The organism is Trinickia sp. (genome assembly GCF_051954495.1).
Lineage (GTDB): Bacteria > Pseudomonadota > Gammaproteobacteria > Burkholderiales > Burkholderiaceae > Trinickia.
The window spans coordinates 1-18,791 of record NZ_JBQCHR010000117.1 but is presented as its reverse complement, the minus strand read 5'-3'; the positions used below and the strand labels follow the sequence as shown (position 1 = coordinate 18,791).

Here is an 18,791-nt window from a genome sequence, read left to right as displayed (position 1 = left end):
GCGCCCGATCACCCTTGGCTGGCCGAGCATTCGACCTGGTTCGCCTGGCGTCCCGACGGCACGCTGCGCTATGCGGAGAATCCGCCGAAGAAGTACCAGGACATCGTCAACCCCGAGTTCTACGCGCATGACGCCAAGCCTGCTTTGTGGCTCGCGCTGCGCGACATCATCGCGTTTTGGATCGATGCGGGCGTACGCATCTTTCGCGTCGACAATCCGCACACGAAGCCGCTGCCGTTTTGGGAGTGGATGATCGCCGACATCCGCTCGCGCGATCCGGACGTGATTTTCCTGTCGGAGGCGTTCACGCGTCCGCGCCTCATGTATCGGCTCGCGAAGCTCGGGTTCTCGCAGTCGTACACGTATTTCACTTGGCGCGAATCGAAGCGGGACTTCACCGACTACCTGACGGAGCTCACGCAAACCCCTGTGCGCGAATTCTTCCGCCCGAATTTCTTCGTCAATACGCCCGACATCAATCCGCGCCACCTGCAGGCATCCGGGCGCGCCGGCTTCATGATTCGCGCGGCGCTGGCGGCGACGCTATCGGGGTTGTGGGGCGTCTACAGCGGGTTCGAACTGTGCGAATCGGCCGCGCTGCCGGGCAGCGAGGAATACCTCGACTCGGAGAAGTACCAACTGCGCGCGTGGGACTGGCACCGGCCCGGCAACATCGTCGATACGGTCACGACGCTCAATCGTATTCGGCGTGCCAATCCCGCGCTGCATTCGCATTTGGGCCTGACGTTCCTGACCGCCCACAACGATCGCGTGCTCTTCTTCGAAAAAGCCACACCCTCTAGGGAAAACGTCATTCTCGTCGCGATCAGCCTGGATCCGTTCGCGCCGCAAGAGGCCGATATCGAACTGCCGTGGAGGCTGTTCGAACATTGGCGCATGCAGCAATGGGATGCGCTGGCCGTGACGGAACTCGTCACCGGCACGCACCTGCAATGGCGCGGAGCGCGCCAGCACGTGCGATTGGAGCCCGATGCCCAGCCCTTCGCCATCTGGCGGGTCGCCCCCGCGGCAGGCTTGCCGCACGACGAGCGCGCCTACGGCTATGCATCGCAAAACGGCCAAGGGCAGGCAGGAATCGGCAGTATGAGCGGCATGAGCAGCCACGGTGGGCGCGACGCCTCGGAGACGCATCATGAAGCGTGAAGATCAACCTCTCGATCCGGCCGCCGCGCAAGCGGACCTGGAAAAACGCTCCCGTGCGTCGCGGCGCGCCGCGCGCGCGACCCTGTCGGACGATCCGCTCTGGTACAAGGACGCGATCATCTACCAGGTGCACGTGAAGTCGTTCTTCGATGCGAACAACGACGGCGTGGGCGATTTCGCGGGGCTCATCGCCAAGCTCGACTACATCGCGGAGCTGGGCGTCAATACGATCTGGCTGCTGCCGTTCTACCCGTCGCCGCGCCGCGACGACGGCTACGACATAGCCGATTACCGCAACGTGCATCCCGACTACGGCACGCTGGCCGACGCGCGCCGCTTCATTCAAGGCGCGCATGCGCGCGGCATGCGTGTCATCACGGAACTGGTCATCAATCACACGTCCGATCAGCACCCGTGGTTTCAGCGCGCGCGACGCGCCAAACCCGGCTCCAATCATCGCAATTACTACGTCTGGTCGGATTCGGACAAGAAGTACGAAGGCACACGAATCATCTTCATCGATACCGAACCGTCGAACTGGACTCACGACCCCGTCGCGGGCGCCTACTACTGGCATCGCTTCTATTCGCATCAGCCCGATTTGAACTTCGACAATCCGGCCGTCATGCGCGAAGTGCTGCAGGTCATGCGCTTTTGGCTCGACATGGGGATAGACGGGCTGCGGCTCGACGCGGTGCCCTACCTCGTCGAACGCGAGGGCACGAGCAACGAGAACCTGCCCGAAACCCACGCGATCCTCAAACGCATCCGCGCGACGATCGACGCCGAGTATCCGAACCGAATGCTGCTGGCCGAAGCGAACCAATGGCCGGAAGACGTGCAGGAATATTTCGGCAACGAAGACGAGTGCCATATGGCGTTCCACTTCCCGCTGATGCCGCGCATCTACATGGCGATCGCGAGCGAGGACCGCTTCCCGATCACCGACATCATGCGGCAAACGCCGGAGCTGCCGCCTTCGTGTCAATGGGCCATCTTTCTGCGCAATCATGACGAGCTCACGCTCGAGATGGTGACCGATTCCGAACGCGACTACCTGTGGAACACCTACGCGAGCGATCGGCGCGCACGGCTGAACCTCGGCATCCGGCGGCGGCTCGCGCCGCTGATGGAGCGTGACCGGCGCCGCATCGAACTCATCAATTCGCTGCTGCTGTCGATGCCGGGCACGCCGGTCATCTACTACGGCGACGAACTCGGCATGGGCGACAACATCCATCTGGGCGATCGCGACGGCGTGCGCACGCCGATGCAATGGTCCTCCGACCGCAACGGCGGCTTCTCGCGCGCTGACCCGGAGCAGCTCGTGCTGCCGCCCGTCATGGGCACGCTCTATGGGTTCGACGCGATCAATGTCGAATCGCAGACGCGCGACCCGCACTCGCTGCTCAATTGGACGCGGCGCATGCTGGCCACGCGCCGGTCCAAGCACGCGTTCGGGCGCGGCACGATTCGTTTTCTGCGCCCGTCCAATCGCAAGATCCTCGCGTATCTGCGCGAAATGGAAGGCGAAGCGCCGATCTTGTGCGTCGCGAACCTGTCGCGCGCCCCGCAAGCGGTCGAACTCGACTTGTCGGAATTCGCGGGCCGCGTGCCGGTTGAAATGACAGCCGATTCGGTGTTTCCGGCGATCGGCCAACTCACGTACTTGCTGACGTTCCCGCCGTACGGCTTTCTGTGGTTCTTGCTGTGCAACCGCGAAGACCGGCCGTCGTGGGCGCAGCCCGGCTCGGAGCAGTTGCCCGAGTTCGTCACGCTCGTGCTGCGCACGGGACAGACGGGCCCGACGCCCGAGAACGTGCGGCTGCTCGAATCGGAAGTGCTGCCGTCGTACCTCAGCCGTCGCCGCTGGTTCGCCTCGAAGGATCAAAAGCTCCACTCGGTGCGGCTGGCCGCGCTGACGACGATCCCCGACGCGGGCTTCGCCTTCACCGAAATCGAAGCCGACGTCGGCCGCCATACCGAACGCTACGTGTTGCCGCTTGCGATCAGTTGGGGCGCAGACACGACCGTGCCGCTGTTCATGCAGCTTGCGCTGGCCCGCGTGCGGCGCGGCCGCAACATCGGTCACTTGACCGACGCCTTCGCGCTGCCGCTGTTCGCGCACGGCGTCCTCCAGAAGATGCGCGAGCAGGCCGCCATCCCCACCGTGCAGAAGAGCGAGATTCGTTTCGTGCCGACGGCGCGCTTCACCGAACTCGACGAACTGGGCGACACGCCGGAGATTCGCTGGATCTCCGCCGAACAAAGCAACAGCTCGCTCATCATCGGCGAACGCGCCGTGCTCAAGCTCGTGCGCCGCCTGATCGGCGGTATTCACCCGGAAGCGGAAATGAGCCGCCACCTGACGGAGATCGGCTACGCGAATACGGCGCCCCTTTACGGCGAAGTCGTGCGCGTCGATCCGCAAGGCGTGCCGCATACGCTCGCATTGCTTCAAGGGTTCATCGACAACCAAGGCGATGCCTGGAATTGGGCGCTCGACTACCTGCGCCGCGTGATCGATGAGCTCGCCCTGGCCCCGGAAAGCGAGGAACTCGAGCCCGAGAAGTTCGAAGGCTATCGCGCACTGGCCGGCTCGATCGGGCGGCGGCTCGGTGAATTGCACGCCGCGCTCGCGACGCCCTGCGACGATCCCGCGTTCGCCGCCGAGGCGGTCACGCCCGACGACGTGCGCGGCTGGATCGCGGGCGCGCGCTCGATGCTCGAGCAAGCGCTGGACGTGCTGGCGACGGAAGCGGCCAAGAAAGAAGGCGGCGCAATGGACGAAGCCACGCGCTCGCTCGCGCAGTATCTGGTCGATCGCCGCGCAGCGGTTATCGAAGCGCTCGAGCGACACGTCCCGCACGATGTCGACGCGCTGCGCATTCGCGTGCATGGCGACTTCCACTTGGGCCAAGTGCTGATCGCGCAAAACGACGTCTACCTCATCGACTTCGAGGGCGAGCCGGCCCGCCCGTTGGACGAGCGCCGGATGAAGCGCAGCCCGCTCGTCGACGTGGCGGGCATGCTGCGCTCGCTCTCGTATGCGAGCGCGGCCGCTCAACCGACATCGGAAAACGCACCCCAACAAACAGCTGACCGTAAGCGCGCGCTGTTCGACCGGTTCCGAGACGAAGGACAGCAAAGCTTCCTCGACGGGTACCGAGAAGCGGTCGGCCACGCCGTGCATCCGCTCGTCTCCCCCGAGGCCGAGGCGGTGCTGCTCGATTTGTTCCTCGTGGAAAAGGCGGCCTACGAGGTGCGCTACGAGGCCGCGAACCGGCCGTCTTGGCTCGGCCTGCCGCTGCGCGGCCTCGCTGCGCTCGCGGCGCGCCTGCTGGGCGAAAGGAACCATCCGGGCCATGCGCACCCCTCGCAAGAAGATGAGCACGACGAAGGGGGCGATGAAGACAACAGCGGGACCTCCGCACCCGATCGAACATGAGCATTGACGAGAGTATTGCCGAGATGGGATCCATGAACGACCAACCTTCACGCGTCCGCGAGATCGCCGATCGCGATCCGACGGCGGGCTTGAATCCCGTCGATATCGAAGCGCTCGTCGACGGCCGCCACCCCGACCCGTTCTCGCAGCTCGGCTTGCATCGCACCGCTGCAGGGCACGCCGTGCGCGCGATGCTGCCGGGCGCGGCCGGCGTCTCCGTCGTCGCGCGTGCGAACGGCGAATGCATCGGCAAGCTCGCGCAGATCGATCCGCGCGGCCTGTTCGCCGGGCTCGTCGAGCGTGCCGAGCCCTATCGGCTGCGCATCGATTGGCACGGCGTCGAGCAGGAAATCGAGGATACCTATTCGTTCGGCCCCGTGCTCTCGGAGGATGCCCTCGCCCGCCTCGCTCGCGCCGATCCCTATGCCGTGCTCGATTGCCTCGGCGCGCGGCCCTGCACGGTCGAAGGCGTGCGCGGCGTACGCTTCGCGGTCTGGGCGCCCAACGCACGGCGCGTATCGGTCGTCGGCGACTTCAACACGTGGGACGGCCGCCGTCATCCGATGCGGCTGCGGCACATCGCCGGCGTGTGGGAGTTGTTCATTCCTCGCTTGGGGTCGGGCGCCAGCTACAAGTACGAGATCGTCGCACGCGACGGCCGCACGTTGCCGCTCAAAGCCGATCCCTGCGCGCTGCAAACGGAACGAACGCCGGCGACGGCGTCGGTCGTTGCCGATTGGAGCGCCATCGAGCAATTCCCTTGGACCGACGGCACGTGGATCGCGAACCGGGCCGCACTGCAAAACGCGCGTGCACCCATTTCGATCTACGAGGTGCACCCCGAGTCGTGGCTGCGCATCGAGGAAGACGGCAGGCGTGGGCTCGACTGGTATGAGCTGGCCGACCGTTTGATCCCCTACGCGCTTGGCATGGGGTTCACGCATGTCGAGTTCTTGCCCATCGCCGAGCATCCCTTCGGCGGTTCGTGGGGCTATCAGCCGCTTTCCCCGTTCGCACCGTCGGCGCGCTTCGGCGCGCCGCAAGGGTTCGCGCATTTCGTCAATCGTGCGCACGAGGCCGGGCTAGGCGTGATCCTCGATTGGGTCAGTGCGCATTTCCCGAATGACGCACACGGGCTCATCCAGTTCGACGGCACGCCGCTTTACGAACATCAAGATCCGCGCGAAGGCTATCACCAAGACTGGAACACGATGATCTACAACCTCGGCCGCAACGAGGTCAGCGCGTTCCTTGTCGCCTCCGCCCTTGCATGGTTGCTGCGCTATCACGTGGACGGACTGCGCGTGGATGCCGTCGCGTCGATGCTGTACCGCGACTACTCGCGCGCCGAGGGCGAGTGGGTGCCGAATATCTATGGCGGGCGCGAGAACCTGGAAGCCATCGCCTTTCTGAAGCGCGTCAATCATGAAGTCGTCTACGCCCCCGGCGTACCGGGCGCCATTACGATCGCCGAAGAATCGACGGCGTGGCCCGGCGTCACCGCGCGCCCCGAGGACGGCGGCCTCGGCTTCCATTTCAAATGGAACATGGGATGGATGCACGACACGCTGCATTACATGCACGAAGACCCGGTGTACCGCCGCTACCACCATCACAACATGACGTTCGGAATGGTCTATGCCTACTCGGAGCGCTTCGTCCTGCCGCTCTCGCATGACGAGGTCGTGCACGGCAAGGGCTCGCTGATCGGCAAGATGCCCGGCGACCGGTGGCAGCAGTTCGCGAATCTGCGCGCCTACTTCGGCTTCATGTGGACGCACCCGGGCAAGAAGCTGCTCTTCATGGGCGGCGAGCTCGCGCAGTACGCAGAGTTCGATCACGACGCCTCGCCGCATTGGCACCTGCTCGACGAGCCGATGCACCACGGCGTGCAATCGCTCGTGCGCGATTTGAACCGGCTCTATGCGGCCGAGCCCGCGCTGCACGCGCTCGATACCGAGCCCGGCGGCTTCGAATGGCTCGTCGGCGACGACAGCGGAAACAGCGTATTCGCCTATCGACGCTGCGACGGCAGCGGCCGTGAAGTGACGGTCGTCTGCAATTTCACGCCGGTGCCCCGCCATGGCTATCGCATCGGCATGCAGCGAGCCGGATGGTGGAGCGAAGTGCTCAACACCGATGCCGCCGTGTACGGCGGTTCGAACGTGGGCAACAACGGGGGTGTCGTCACCGAACAGGTTGCAAGCCACGGCAAGCCGCAATCGGCGGTGCTCACGCTCCCGCCGCTCGCCACGATCGTGCTGCGCGCCGAGTGACGCCGCGCGACGCGCGGCCTCGCTCGGCATCCCATAACGACCACAAGAACGAATCGGATCAACCCAAGGACGCGGCATGGCGAACTCGTTACCCGATCGGCTCGATCCCGGTTCGCCGTACCCGCTCGGCGCGACTTGGGACGGGCTCGGCGTAAACTTCGCAGTGTTCTCGGCGAACGCCGAACAGATCGACCTGTGCTTGTTCGATTCCGCGGGCCATAAGGAAATCGCTCGCTTGCCGCTTCCCGAATGCACGGACGAGGTGTGGCACGGGTATCTGCCTGGCGCGCATCCGGGCACCGTCTATGGTTTTCGTGCGCACGGCCCCTATCAGCCGCAATACGGTCACCGCTTCAATCCCGCGAAGCTGCTGATCGACCCGTACGCGAAGAAGCTGACGGGCCCGTTTCGCTGGGCCGATGCGCTGTTCGGCTACCGCATTCATTCGAGCCGGCACGATCTGTCGCTGGACAAGCGCGACTCGGCGCCCGCCGTGCCCAAGGGCGTGGTGATCGACGAAGCGTTCGACTGGTCACGCGATGTGCGGCCCGATGTCCCCTGGTCGGAAACGGTCATTTACGAAGCGCATTTGCGCGGCGTGTCGATGCTCAATCAGGACGTGCGCCAACACGAACGCGGCACGTTCGCGGCGCTCGGCTCGCCGCGCTTCATCGATCATTTGCATCGGCTCGGCATCACGGCGCTCGAGTTGCTGCCCGTTCACGCCTTCCTCGACGAGCGCTTCCTGCTCGAACGAGACCTCACGAACTACTGGGGCTACAACACGGCGGCCTTCTTCGCGCCGCATCCATCGTATCTATCGACGCGGCGTCTAAACGAGTTGCGTATCGCCGTGCGGCAGTTGCATGCGGCGGGCATCGAAGTGATTCTCGACGTCGTCTACAACCACACGTGCGAAGGCAACGAACTCGGGCCGACCGTTTCATGGCGCGGCTTCGACAACGCAAGCTACTACCGGCTCATTCCCGGCGACGAGCGGCACTACATCAACGACACCGGCTGCGGCAATACGCTGAACCTGTCGCATCCGCGCGTTTTGCAGATGGTCATGGATTCGTTGCGTTACTGGGTGAACGCATTTCATGTCGACGGATTCCGCTTCGATCTTGGCGTGACGCTCGGCCGCGAGGGCACCGGCTTCGATCCGGGGTCGGGCTTTTTCGACGCCATTCGACAAGACCCGGTGCTGTCGCAGCGCAAACTGATCGCGGAGCCCTGGGACGTCGGCCCGGGTGGTTATCAAGTCGGCCATCATCCTCCGGGCTTCGCAGAATGGAACGACAAGTTCCGCGACTGCGTACGGCGCTACTGGCGCGGCGATGCGGGGATGCGCGGCGAATTGGCCGCCCGCATCACCGCCTCCGCCGATGTGTTCGGACATCGCTTCAGGCGCACGTGGGCCTCGGTGAACTACATTGCTTCGCACGACGGCTTCACGCTGGCCGATGTCGTTTCATACGAGCAAAAGCACAATGAAATGAATGGCGAGAACAACGCCGATGGGCATAACGAGAATTGGAGCGCAAACTGGGGCGTCGAAGGGCCGACCGAAGACTGGGCGATCCTCTCGATGCGCGCGCGCGCGGCGCGCTCGATGCTTGCCAGCGTGTTCACGTCCCTAGGCCTGCCGATGCTGGCTGCCGGCGACGAGTTTGGGCGCACCCAGCGCGGCAACAACAACGCCTATTGTCAGGACAACGAACTGTCCTGGCTCGACTGGCGCATCGCGGAATCGGTCGAAGGGCGCGCGTTGACGGCGTTCACCGCGCGGCTGATCGCGTTGCGCCGGCAACACCCGCTGCTGCGCGCGACCCGCTTTCTGCATGGCGGCGCCGATGTCCTACCCGGTGTGAAGGACGTCGAATGGTTCGACGAACGCGGCGAACCGCTCACGAGCGAAGCGTGGCAGGATCCCGAAGCGCGCGCCCTCGTACTGCGCCGGGCGGGCCCCGATGCGCAAGGTGAAATCGAAGTGCTGTTGCTGGTGCATAACGGGTCGAACGAGGATCTATCGTTCGCGCTGCCACCGCCGCGCCTGGAATGGAATGTGCTCGCCGACAGCACGGATCCCGACGCGCTCGCGCAGGGGCTCAACGGCGAGCCCCTGCGGGTCGGCGCCCACGGGTTCGTGCTGCTTGCCGCACGGCCGCTGCGCGCGGAGCGCTCGGCGTCGGCCGGCGCGCCGACCATCTAGACACCTCGTCGTTGCCAGAGCCTGAGCAAGGAGCCGCTGACATGTCCGAACATTCATCCGACCCGCACGCAGGCCGCGCGCATCGGTTACCGTTCGGCGCCGAACTGATCGGTGCGCCGAATGCCGGCGGTGCGCCGCGCACACGCTTCCGCCTGTGGGCGCCGTCCCGCGCGGCCGTCCGCGTCGAGTTCGAGTATCAAGGCAAAGCCGGCATCGTCGAGATGAACCGAACCGGCGACGGCTGGTTCGAGGCGCAAGCCGAATGCGGCGCGGGCGCCCAATATCGCTACCGGCTCGACGGCGACCTGGCGGTGCCCGATCCCGCCTCGCGGTTTCAACCCGAGGACGTGCATGGACCGAGCGAGGTCATCGACCCGCTTGCCTACCCGTGGCGGCAATCCGATTGGCGCGGCCGGGCGTGGGAAGAAATGGTGGTCTACGAACTGCACGTCGGTGCGCTCGGCGGCTACGCGAACGTGGCGCGACGTCTACCGCATCTCGTACGGCTCGGCGTGACGGCTATCGAACTGATGCCGCTCAACGATTTCTCGGGGCGGCGCAATTGGGGCTACGACGGCGTGCTGCCGTTCGCACCCGATTCGATCTACGGTCGCCCGGAAGAGCTCAAGGCGCTGATCGACCGCGCGCACGAACTCGGGCTCGCCGTGCTGCTCGATGTCGTCTACAACCACTTCGGCCCCGACGGCAACTATCTGCCGCAATATGCGCAGGCATTCTTTCGCGACGACGTGACGACGCCGTGGGGCCCCGCCATCGATTTTCGTCGACGCGAAGTGCGCGAATTCTTCTGCCAGAACGCGCTGTACTGGCTGCACGAATATCGTTTCGACGGGCTGCGTCTCGACGCCGTCCACGCCATCGGCGACGACGGTTGGCTGCGCGAACTGGCGGACCATGTGCATACGTCCCTCGAGCCGGAGCGACAGGTCCATCTCATCCTCGAAAACGAGCGCAACACGGCCAGCCTGCTGCAAACGCACTTCGACGCGCAGTGGAACGATGACGCGCACAACACGCTCCACGTTTTGCTCACGGGCGAGCACGAGGGCTACTACCGCGCGTATGCCGACAAGCCGATCGAGAAACTCGCGCGCGTGCTGTCGGAAGGCTTCGTCTATCAGGGCGAGCCTTCGCCCATCCATGACGGCGCCGCCCGCGGCGAGCCGAGCGCGCATCTGCCGACGACCGCATTCGTCATGTTCTTGCAGAACCACGATCAGATCGGCAATCGCGCCTTCGGCGAGCGCCTGCGCACGCTTTGCGCGCCGCAAGCGCTGCTCGCCGCCACCGCGCTGCTGCTCCTATCGCCGCAAATCCCGCTGCTGTTCATGGAAGAAGAATTCGGCTCGACCCAGCCGTTCCTCTATTTCACCGACTACGCGGGCGAGCTCGCCGATGCGGTGCGCGAAGGCAGGCGCCGCGAGTTCGCCAAGTTCTCGGCGTTCACCGACCCCGAGCGCCGCGCAAGAATCCCCGACCCGAACGCCGCGCAAACTTTCGCACTGTCGTCGCCGCCGACGGAGGAAGAGCCGAACGGCGCGGGTGCCGCGACGCAAACGAACGGGCACGGCGAACGCGAGGCGTGGATGCATTTCTATCGATCCGCGCTCGCCGTGCGCGCCAAGCTGATCGCGCCGCGCCTGCGCGGCGCGCGATCGCTCGGCGTGACCCTGCTGCGAACACGGACGGACCACGAAGCCAATGCACTCGTGGCGCGCTGGCGTCTAGCCGACGGCGAAACACTGGCCATCGCGCTCAACTTGAGCTCCGACACGCTGCCGTTCGATCAACGGCCCGACGGCATGGTCATCTTTGAAACGCCGCCGCGCACGCGCGACATCATCGATGCCTATGAACTTCCGGGCTACGCATTCGTGGCATGGCTGACGGGCGACGTCAACGCGTTCGCACTGCAACACGACGCGCGCGGCGCGGCGCCTCGCGGGAGCCGCGAATGAACGAGCCGTCGATTCCACCCTCGCCGCCCACACCGCCCAAGGCGCCGTCCCCGGGCGCGTCGTCGGCCGGCCGCGAAACGATCGAGCGGATCGCCACGCGCGCCGGCTTCGAGGTGCAGTGGGAGGATGCAAACAAGCGGACGCATCGCGTCAAACCCGAGACGCTCGCGACCTTGCTGGCGGCGCTCGGCCTGCCGTGCGATACCCCGCAGCGGGCGAAGGACACGCTGGCGATGCTCGACGCCGAACGCGCCACGCACTGGTTGCCGCCGCTCCTCACCGCCGAATGTCATCGCGCGACGGCCTTGCCCATCGCATCGATGCCGACCGGATCCGACTATCGGATCGAGCTCGAAAGCGGCGGTGTCGTCGAAGGCCACCTCGGCGCGCCGAAAGGCGAATCGCCGTTGCTGGCGCCGATCGCCGAGCCCGGGTATCACACGCTCGTCTTGGGCGATCAGCGCGTGCAACTGGCGGTCGCGCCCACACGCTGCTACACGGTCGACGATGCGTGCCGCGAGGCGAGCGCCTCCGCCAGAAGCCCATCGACACGGCGCACCGACGCCGATGCGCCGCGCGAGGCGGCCATTTGGGGCGTGGGCGCGCAACTGTACGGGCTGCGCCGATCCGGCGACGGCGGCATCGGCGATTTCACCGCGCTCGCTTCGTTTGCGCGGCATAGCGCCCGGCAAGGCGCGGACGCCGTGGCGATCAGCCCGACCCATGCGATGTTCAGCGCGGATGCCGGTAAGTTCAGCCCGTACTCGCCCTCGTCGCGGCTGTGGTTGAACATCGCCCATATCGATCCGGCGGCCGCGCTCGGCGAACAAGCGTTCTGCGCGGTGCTCGATGCGCGCGGGGCCGACGGCGCCGGGACGCTTCGGGAGCGCTGGACCGCGTTAGAGGGTTTGCCGCTGATCGATTGGCCCAATGCCGTCGCCCTGCGGCTGACCGTGTTGCGCGCGCTCTACGAACGCTTTTGCGCGCACGAGCGCGCGGCCGCCACGCCGCTCGCCGCCGAGTTCGACGCGTTTTGCGCGCGAGGCGCGCACGCGCTGGAGGATCATGCCCGGTTCGAAGCCATCGACGCCATCCAGCGCGGCCGGCACGGCATCGGTCATTGGCGGGATTGGCCCGCGGCGTTCGCGGACCCGCGTCGCCCCGAGGTCGAGGCGTTCGCGCGCGAACATCGCCACGAAGTGGATTTCCATCGATTCCTGCAGTGGCTTGCCGCAAGAGGGATCGACGCCGCGCAGCGAGCCGCGCGCGAAGCCGGCATGACGATCGGCCTCATCTCCGATCTGGCTGTCGGCTGCGACGGCGCCGGCAGTCACGCCTGGTCGTACCCGGACGATATGTTGCGCGCCGTGTCGGTCGGCGCCCCGCCCGATCTTTTCAATCAAGCTGGCCAGGCGTGGGGCCTGACGACGTTCTCGCCTCGCGCGATGCGCATGCAAGGCTTCGGCGCATTCATCGATATGCTGCGCGCGACGTTCGCTCACGGCGGCGGCCTGCGCATCGATCACGTGCTCGGCCTTCGACGCCTGTGGCTCGTACCCGAGGGGGCCAGCGCGGCCGACGGCGCCTACTTGCGCTATCCGATCACCGATCTGCTGCGCCTCATCGCGCTCGAATCGACGCGACATCGCGCCATCGTCATCGGCGAGGATCTCGGCACGGTGCCCGAGGGCTTCCGCGAACGGCTGGCGCGCCACCGCGTACTAGGTATCCGCGTGCTTTGGTTCGAGCGCAGCGAGGACGGCGGCAACTTCGTGCCGCCGGCGCAGTGGAGCCGCGCCGCCGTCGCGACGACGACCACGCATGATCTGCCGACTGTCGCCGGCTGGTGGTGCGGCGCGGATATCGCGTGGCGCGATCGGATCGGGCAGACCGCGCGACGCGCGGACGGCCGCGATCCCGTGGCGCTCGCCAATGCCGAGCGAGCCGCCGATCGCCATGCACTTTGGCGGGCCTTCCAGCACGCGGGCGTTGCCGCGCCGAGCATCGGCGCGCCGGCGAAGGATCAGGCGCCGATCGACGAGGCGCTCGCGTTCGTCGCCTCGACGCCGTCACCGCTCGCCCTGTACCCGCTCGAGGACCTGCTGGGCCTCGCCGATCAACCGAACCTGCCGGGCTCCATCGACGAGCATCCGAACTGGCGCCGGCGCCTGACCGCGCCTGTCGACGCGCTCTTCGAAAGCAGCGACCTGACCGATCGCCTACTCGCGCTTTCGCGCAAGCGCGCTCGCGCACCGCACTCGACCCCGGCCACCGAACCGCCCCGCAAACCATGACCGTTCCGCGCTCCACGCTACGGCTGCAACTGCATCGTGGCTTCACGTTCGACGATGCGCTGGCCCACCTCGACTATTTCGCCTCGCTCGGCGTGAGCCACCTTTACTTGTCGCCGATTACGACGGCCGTGCCCGGCTCGCTGCACGGCTACGACACGATCGACTATGCGCGCGTGAACCCCGAGTTCGGCGGCGAAGCCGCGCTGCTGCGCCTCACCGATGCCGTGCATTCGCGTCAGATGGGCCTCATCGCCGACATCGTGCCCAATCACATGGGCATCGCCGGCGGCCACAACGCCTGGTGGCTCGACATACTCGAGTGGGGTCGCCACGGCACCTATGCGCGCTACTTCGATATCGATTGGCATTCGCCCGATCCGGCGTTGCGCGGCAAGGCGCTTGCACCGTGCCTCGGCGCACCTTACGGCGAGGAGCTCGCGGCAGGTCGGATTACGCTGAGCTTCGACGCGCGCGAAGGACGTTTCTTCGCCCGCTACGCCGACCACCGATTTCCGATTTGCCCGATCGATTACCCGCAACTTCTGGGCAGCGTCGCCCATGCGGAACACCCGGCGCTGACGGCGCTCGCGGAGCGCTTCGAGGGCCTCACGGTTCAGCCCGAGCATCGCCAGCGCGCGCACGCCGCCCTCGATGCCATGCGCGCCTATGCCTCGGAGAACGGCTCCCAATCGTTCGATGCGGTGCTCGCCGCCTATTCGCCGAATACCGCCGCGTCGCAAGAGCGGCTGCATCGGCTGCTCGAGCGACAGTTCTATCGGCTCGCGTGGTGGCGCACCGCCGCCGACGAAGTCAACTGGCGACGCTTCTTCGACATCGGTACGCTTGCGGCCGTACGCACCGAGCGCGCGGAAGTATTCGACGCGGTCCACGCGCTCATCCTGCGATTGTTCGCACAAGGCGTGATCGACGGCGTGCGCGTCGACCATGTCGACGGACTCGTCGACCCACGCGAATATTGCCAGCGACTTCGCGAGAAGCTGGCCGAGCGCGAACCCGAGCGGCCACCGCGGCTCGATCGTTCGCGCGCCTATGTCGTCGTGGAAAAGATCCTGGCGCGCGGCGAAGCCCTGCCGGCCGACTGGGGCGTGGAGGGCACGACGGGCTACGACTTCATGAACGACGTGGGCGCGCTGCTGCACGACGCACGCGGCGAAGCCTCGTTGACGGCGACCTGGGCCGAACTGTCGGGCACGAACGAATCGTTCGCCGACGCCGCGCGCGACGCGCGCCGCAAGATACTCGCCGAAAACCTGTCGGCCGAACTCGACCGAGCTGCCCGCGGCATGCATCGGATCGCCCGCGAGCAACCGTCGACCCGCGACTTCACGTTCGCGGCGATTCGGCGCGTACTAGCCGAGTTGGCGGTGCACTTTCCGGTCTACCGGATGTATCCGCAGAATGGCGCGCGCACCGGCGCGGACGAGACGCATTTCCGCCGCGCCCTGGAAGGCGCGCGCCAGTCGCTTGCCCGCGGCGATCACACGGTGCTGTCGTTCGTCGACGCGATGCTCGGCGGTCCGAACTCAGCGTTCGATCCGAGCCGCGACAGGACGCCCGCACAGAGCGCCGGCGCACAACCGAACCGCGAGCGACGCATGGCGGCGACGCTCTTCTCGCAGGTAACCGCGCCGCTCGCCGCGAAGGCCCTCGAGGATACGGCCTTCTATCGCTACGGGCGCTTACTGTCACGCAACGAGGTGGGAGCGGACCCCGGCGAATTCGCGTTGAGCGTTGAGGCGTTCCATGAAGCCAACGCCGAGCGCGCGCGGCGCTTTCCCCATGCGATGATCGCGACGGCCACGCATGACCATAAACGAGGCGAGGACGTGCGAGCGAGACTCGCTGTGCTAAGCGAAATCGCCGACGAATGGACCGCCAAGCTGCGAGCGTGGTCGACGTTGAATGCGCCGCATCGCCGTGCATTCGGCGATACCGTCGAGGCCGGGATGGCATGCACGCCGTTGCCGGGGCCGGCCGCGGATTGGGCGCCGGGCCCGACAGCCGAAGCCATGCTCTATCAGACGGTGGTCGGGGCATGGCCGTATGAACTGGACTACACGGATGCCGACGCCGTTCGAGCCTTTGCCGAACGCGTCGCGCAATGGCAATTGAAGGCCTCGCGCGAAGCGAAACGGCAAACGAGTTGGCACGCCGCCGATGAAGCGTATGAGGCGGCGTCGCGCGCCTTTCTGTTCGATATCCTAGCCCCGCAACGGCGCGACGGATTTCTCAGCGAGGTGGCGTCGTTCGTCGCTCGGGTCGAGCGCGCCGGCGCCGTCAACAGTCTTCTTCAAACGATCTTGCGGCTGACCTCGCCCGGCGTGCCCGATCTTTATCAAGGCGCCGAACTCTGGGATTTCAGTCTCGTCGATCCGGACAACCGGCGGCCCGTCGATTTCGGCGAACGGCGATCGAAGCTCGTCGACACGCCGCCGAGCGAGCAACTTCGCAACTGGCGCGACGGCCGCGTCAAACTCGGCATCGTGCATCGGGCCCTGACGTTGCGCGCCGTATCGCCCGCGCTGTTTCTGGCCGGGTCGTACATCCCGCTGACCGTGCGCGGCTCACGAGCCGACCACGCAATCGCCTTCGCGCGCCAACATGGCGATGCCTACGCGATCGTCGTCGGGACGCGTCTCGCGTCGTCGCTGCTGTCGGATTCAAGCGATGTCCCGCTCGTCGATCCGGCCGCGTGGGAAGACACGTCGATCGAACTGCCGCCGGCGCTTGCGGGGCGTGCGCTGTTCGATTGTTTGAGCCCCGCGGCGCCGAAAGCCGATGAAACGGGGCAGCTCTATCTGCGCGATGCGTTGAGCGCGCTGCCCGTGGCGTTGCTCGTCGAAGAAGGGGTACCGCGCGGTTAGCGCCGAGTTCGAACGAGCATCATTGCGCGGCGAGCGGCACGCGCAGCACGAGCGTCGAGGCCGCGCCGTCGTCCATCGGGCCTTGCTCGAAGGTGCCGCCGTGCGCGGCCGCGACCCGCTGCGCGAGCGCCAGCACCCAGGCGATCCTACCCGCCTCGCGTGGGACCACGGCTTGTGTACGCGCGAACGGTTCGAGCGAATGCGGCAGTTCGGAATCGGCCAGCGCGGCAAAACTTGCTTCGAAAGCAATCTCGGTCCGCCAAAACCCCGCATCGATCTGGCTCGTCAACGTCACCTTCGCGCCGGGCGCGCTCGCGTCGACAGCGAAGACGAGCATGATCCAAAGCGCTTGCGCCAGGCGCTCGGGGTCGCCATCGCACCGTTCGCTGTCGATAGAGGAAACCACCGCGACCGAAGCGCCTCGCGCATCGACGATCGCGCGGCGTGCATCGTCCAGCGCCCGTTCGATCACGGCGCGAATCGCGAACGATTCGCGCGCGAGCGGCAGCGACTTGGTTTCGGCACGGGTTTTGTCGACGGCCTCTTCGAGCAGCTTCACTTGCTGCTCGACGCCCGAGCGAATGCCGGCGAGCGCGCGCTGCGCCGATGCGTCCGCCGCATCGAGCTTGCGCTCGAGCACGTATGCCCAGCTATGAATGGCGTTCAGGGGACTGCGCAGATCATGCGACACCAGGGACAGAACATGATCGCGCATGAACAGCGCGGCTTCGGCCCGCAGGTGCGCGAGACGTTCGTCGGATGCGGCAGCGACATGGGGAAACGTCGACACGATCAGCCTCTCGGAAAATCGCTCGGCTGTCCGAGGCCGTCGCGACGACCGGGTGACGCCGTAAGCGTGTTGAATAGACGGACATTATAGGCATCGCTGAGGGCGGAACGCCTACAATAACGGTTTCACTCATTGATCTCATTCGGAGCGTAACACTCATGACGACCGTGACCACAGATTCGGGGCTGAAGTACGAGGATTTGACCGTGGGCGAAGGCGCTGAAGCCACCGCGGGCCGTACCGTCACCGTGCACTACACGGGTTGGCTCACCGACGGCCAGAAGTTCGATTCGAGCAAGGACCGCAACGATCCGTTCTCGTTCGTGCTCGGCGGCGGAATGGTCATCAAGGGCTGGGACGAAGGCGTGCAAGGGATGAAGGTGGGCGGCGTGCGTCGTTTGACGATTCCGCCGCTCCTCGGCTACGGTGTGCGCGGCGCGGGCGGCGTCATTCCGCCGAACGCGACGCTCGTGTTCGAAGTGGAATTGCTCGAAGCGTAAGCGAAGAGCACGTAAGCACTAGAGCGCAAGAGCCGAAGGCATGGAGCAAAGCGCATGACGGCGAAAGATCGCGCGGCCGCATCGCCCGCGTTGGCGCTGCGCCGCTACGGCGCCGTCAGCGCGTCCGATGTGCATGCTTTCCATCAGATCGTGCTCGGTGTCGACGGTGCGATGGAGATGACCGTCGACGGCGTCAGCCATCGCATCGACGAGCACCATGCGTGGCTCATACCCGCAGGCGCGCTCCATGAATACGCGGGCATCGGCGAAAACCGCCAACTGGTGCTCGATGTGCCTTGTGCGTCGTTGGCATTGCCCGAACGCCTCTTCTCTCGCGCGCTGCCGCTGGCGATGGCCGACGCTCTTGCCGGTATCGTGCGCGACGCCGCATCGCGTGCGGCATGCATCGAAGCGGCAATGGGCGGCGAAGGCGGCACGGGCATCATGCCATGCGACGCCATCGACGAGGCGCGTGCTGCACAGCGTGCGCGCCGACTGGCGTGGGAAACCGCGGCACGGCTGGCCGTCGTCCTAGGCGAGAGCATCGGCGTCGATGCACCTATCTTTAGGCTCGATTACGCGCGTATCGATAAATGGTTGCGCGCGCATCTATCCGAACCGCTGCGCGTGGCCGATCTAGCGGCGCATTGTAGTTTGGGCGAACGGCGCTTTCATCAGCTGTTCGACGAAGCGTTCGGCACGACGCCCCACCGCTACCTGCAACGGCTTCGCCTCGATACGGCGCTCTCGCTGCTCGGCGATCCGCGCTGGACGTTGAGCGACGTCGCGTTGACGGTGGGGTTCGCCGATCAAAGCGCCTTCACGCACGCATTCACGCGGCGCTTCGGGCTAGCGCCCGGGCAGTGGCGCGCGGCAGGCATACACTGAAAGGCCAGTCGGCAACGTAATTCGTCCGAGATCCGCTGCGTTTGCTTGCTAGCCGATGAACCGTTGGTACTCTTCCCGATCCGCAGCGCACTGTCCAGCAATCGCCAAATATTACGATCTGCTTTCACATTCAGCCGGTAACGTTTATGATTGGTTTCATGGTCGGGAGCGCTGACACTTCGGTGCGATGGACGATTGCTCCACCTGGCTGCCCAATTTTCGACGGCCCGCACTGCGGTGCGTTTTTGCTTTTTTGGGGCACGAATTGATCTACTGTATTTTGACGAGTCTGGACATACCGCCCATCCCAACAACGAAATTTTCGTCGTCGCCCGCTTCAGCGGTTTCGAGC

Annotated in this window: 9 protein-coding genes and 1 pseudogene; 9 read left to right on the top strand and 1 reads right to left on the bottom strand. The window is 65.9% G+C overall.

The window, feature by feature from the left end; all coding sequences use genetic code 11:
* From ACTHNR_RS15855 to treY, 7 genes and pseudogenes are all read left to right on the top strand, one after another.
* Nucleotides 1-1,164, top strand: a pseudogene (locus ACTHNR_RS15855) (DUF3416 domain-containing protein); the annotation flags it as partial.
* Nucleotides 1,154-4,612 carry a maltose alpha-D-glucosyltransferase gene (gene treS, locus ACTHNR_RS15850; protein WP_440548608.1) on the top strand — a complete coding sequence of 1,153 codons (3,459 nt, stop codon included), beginning with the start codon at nucleotides 1,154-1,156 and terminating at the stop codon, nucleotides 4,610-4,612. The pseudogene ACTHNR_RS15855 and the gene treS, both read left to right, overlap by 11 nt.
* Before the next feature lie 32 nt (nucleotides 4,613-4,644).
* Complete coding sequence (gene glgB / locus ACTHNR_RS15845) at nucleotides 4,645-6,888, top strand: 1,4-alpha-glucan branching protein GlgB (protein ID WP_440548607.1); 2,244 nt, start codon at nucleotides 4,645-4,647, stop codon at nucleotides 6,886-6,888.
* A 76-nt stretch (nucleotides 6,889-6,964) separates the two neighbouring features.
* Nucleotides 6,965-9,103: a glycogen debranching protein GlgX gene (gene glgX / locus ACTHNR_RS15840; protein ID WP_440548606.1), complete on the top strand. Its 2,139-nt coding sequence runs from the start codon at nucleotides 6,965-6,967 to the stop codon at nucleotides 9,101-9,103.
* A 41-nt stretch (nucleotides 9,104-9,144) separates the two neighbouring features.
* Nucleotides 9,145-11,082, top strand: a complete 1,938-nt coding sequence (treZ, locus tag ACTHNR_RS15835) for a malto-oligosyltrehalose trehalohydrolase (protein WP_440548605.1) — start codon at nucleotides 9,145-9,147, stop codon at nucleotides 11,080-11,082.
* Nucleotides 11,079-13,376, top strand: a complete 2,298-nt coding sequence (malQ, locus tag ACTHNR_RS15830; RefSeq protein WP_440548604.1) for a 4-alpha-glucanotransferase — start codon at nucleotides 11,079-11,081, stop codon at nucleotides 13,374-13,376. Before treZ ends, malQ begins: the two co-directional genes overlap by 4 nt.
* Nucleotides 13,373-16,261 carry a malto-oligosyltrehalose synthase gene (gene treY / locus ACTHNR_RS15825; RefSeq protein WP_440548603.1) on the top strand — a complete coding sequence of 963 codons (2,889 nt, stop codon included), beginning with the start codon at nucleotides 13,373-13,375 and terminating at the stop codon, nucleotides 16,259-16,261. The genes malQ and treY overlap by 4 nt, the downstream gene beginning before the upstream one ends.
* A gap of 19 nt (nucleotides 16,262-16,280) precedes the next feature.
* Here treY and ACTHNR_RS15820 read toward each other — a convergent pair whose 3' ends face one another.
* Nucleotides 16,281-17,051, bottom strand: a complete 771-nt coding sequence (locus ACTHNR_RS15820; RefSeq protein WP_440548602.1) for a sensor histidine kinase — start codon at nucleotides 17,049-17,051, stop codon at nucleotides 16,281-16,283.
* A 158-nt stretch (nucleotides 17,052-17,209) separates the two neighbouring features.
* On the opposite strand from ACTHNR_RS15820, the gene ACTHNR_RS15815 reads away from it, so the two are divergent.
* Together ACTHNR_RS15815 and ACTHNR_RS15810 are read left to right on the top strand one after the other, a co-directional pair.
* A complete protein-coding gene (locus tag ACTHNR_RS15815; RefSeq protein WP_440548601.1) occupies nucleotides 17,210-17,551 on the top strand; it encodes an FKBP-type peptidyl-prolyl cis-trans isomerase in 342 nt (113 codons plus the stop codon).
* A 54-nt stretch (nucleotides 17,552-17,605) separates the two neighbouring features.
* Nucleotides 17,606-18,439, top strand: a complete 834-nt coding sequence (locus ACTHNR_RS15810) for a helix-turn-helix domain-containing protein (protein ID WP_440548600.1) — start codon at nucleotides 17,606-17,608, stop codon at nucleotides 18,437-18,439.
* Nucleotides 18,440-18,791 lie beyond the last annotated feature (352 nt).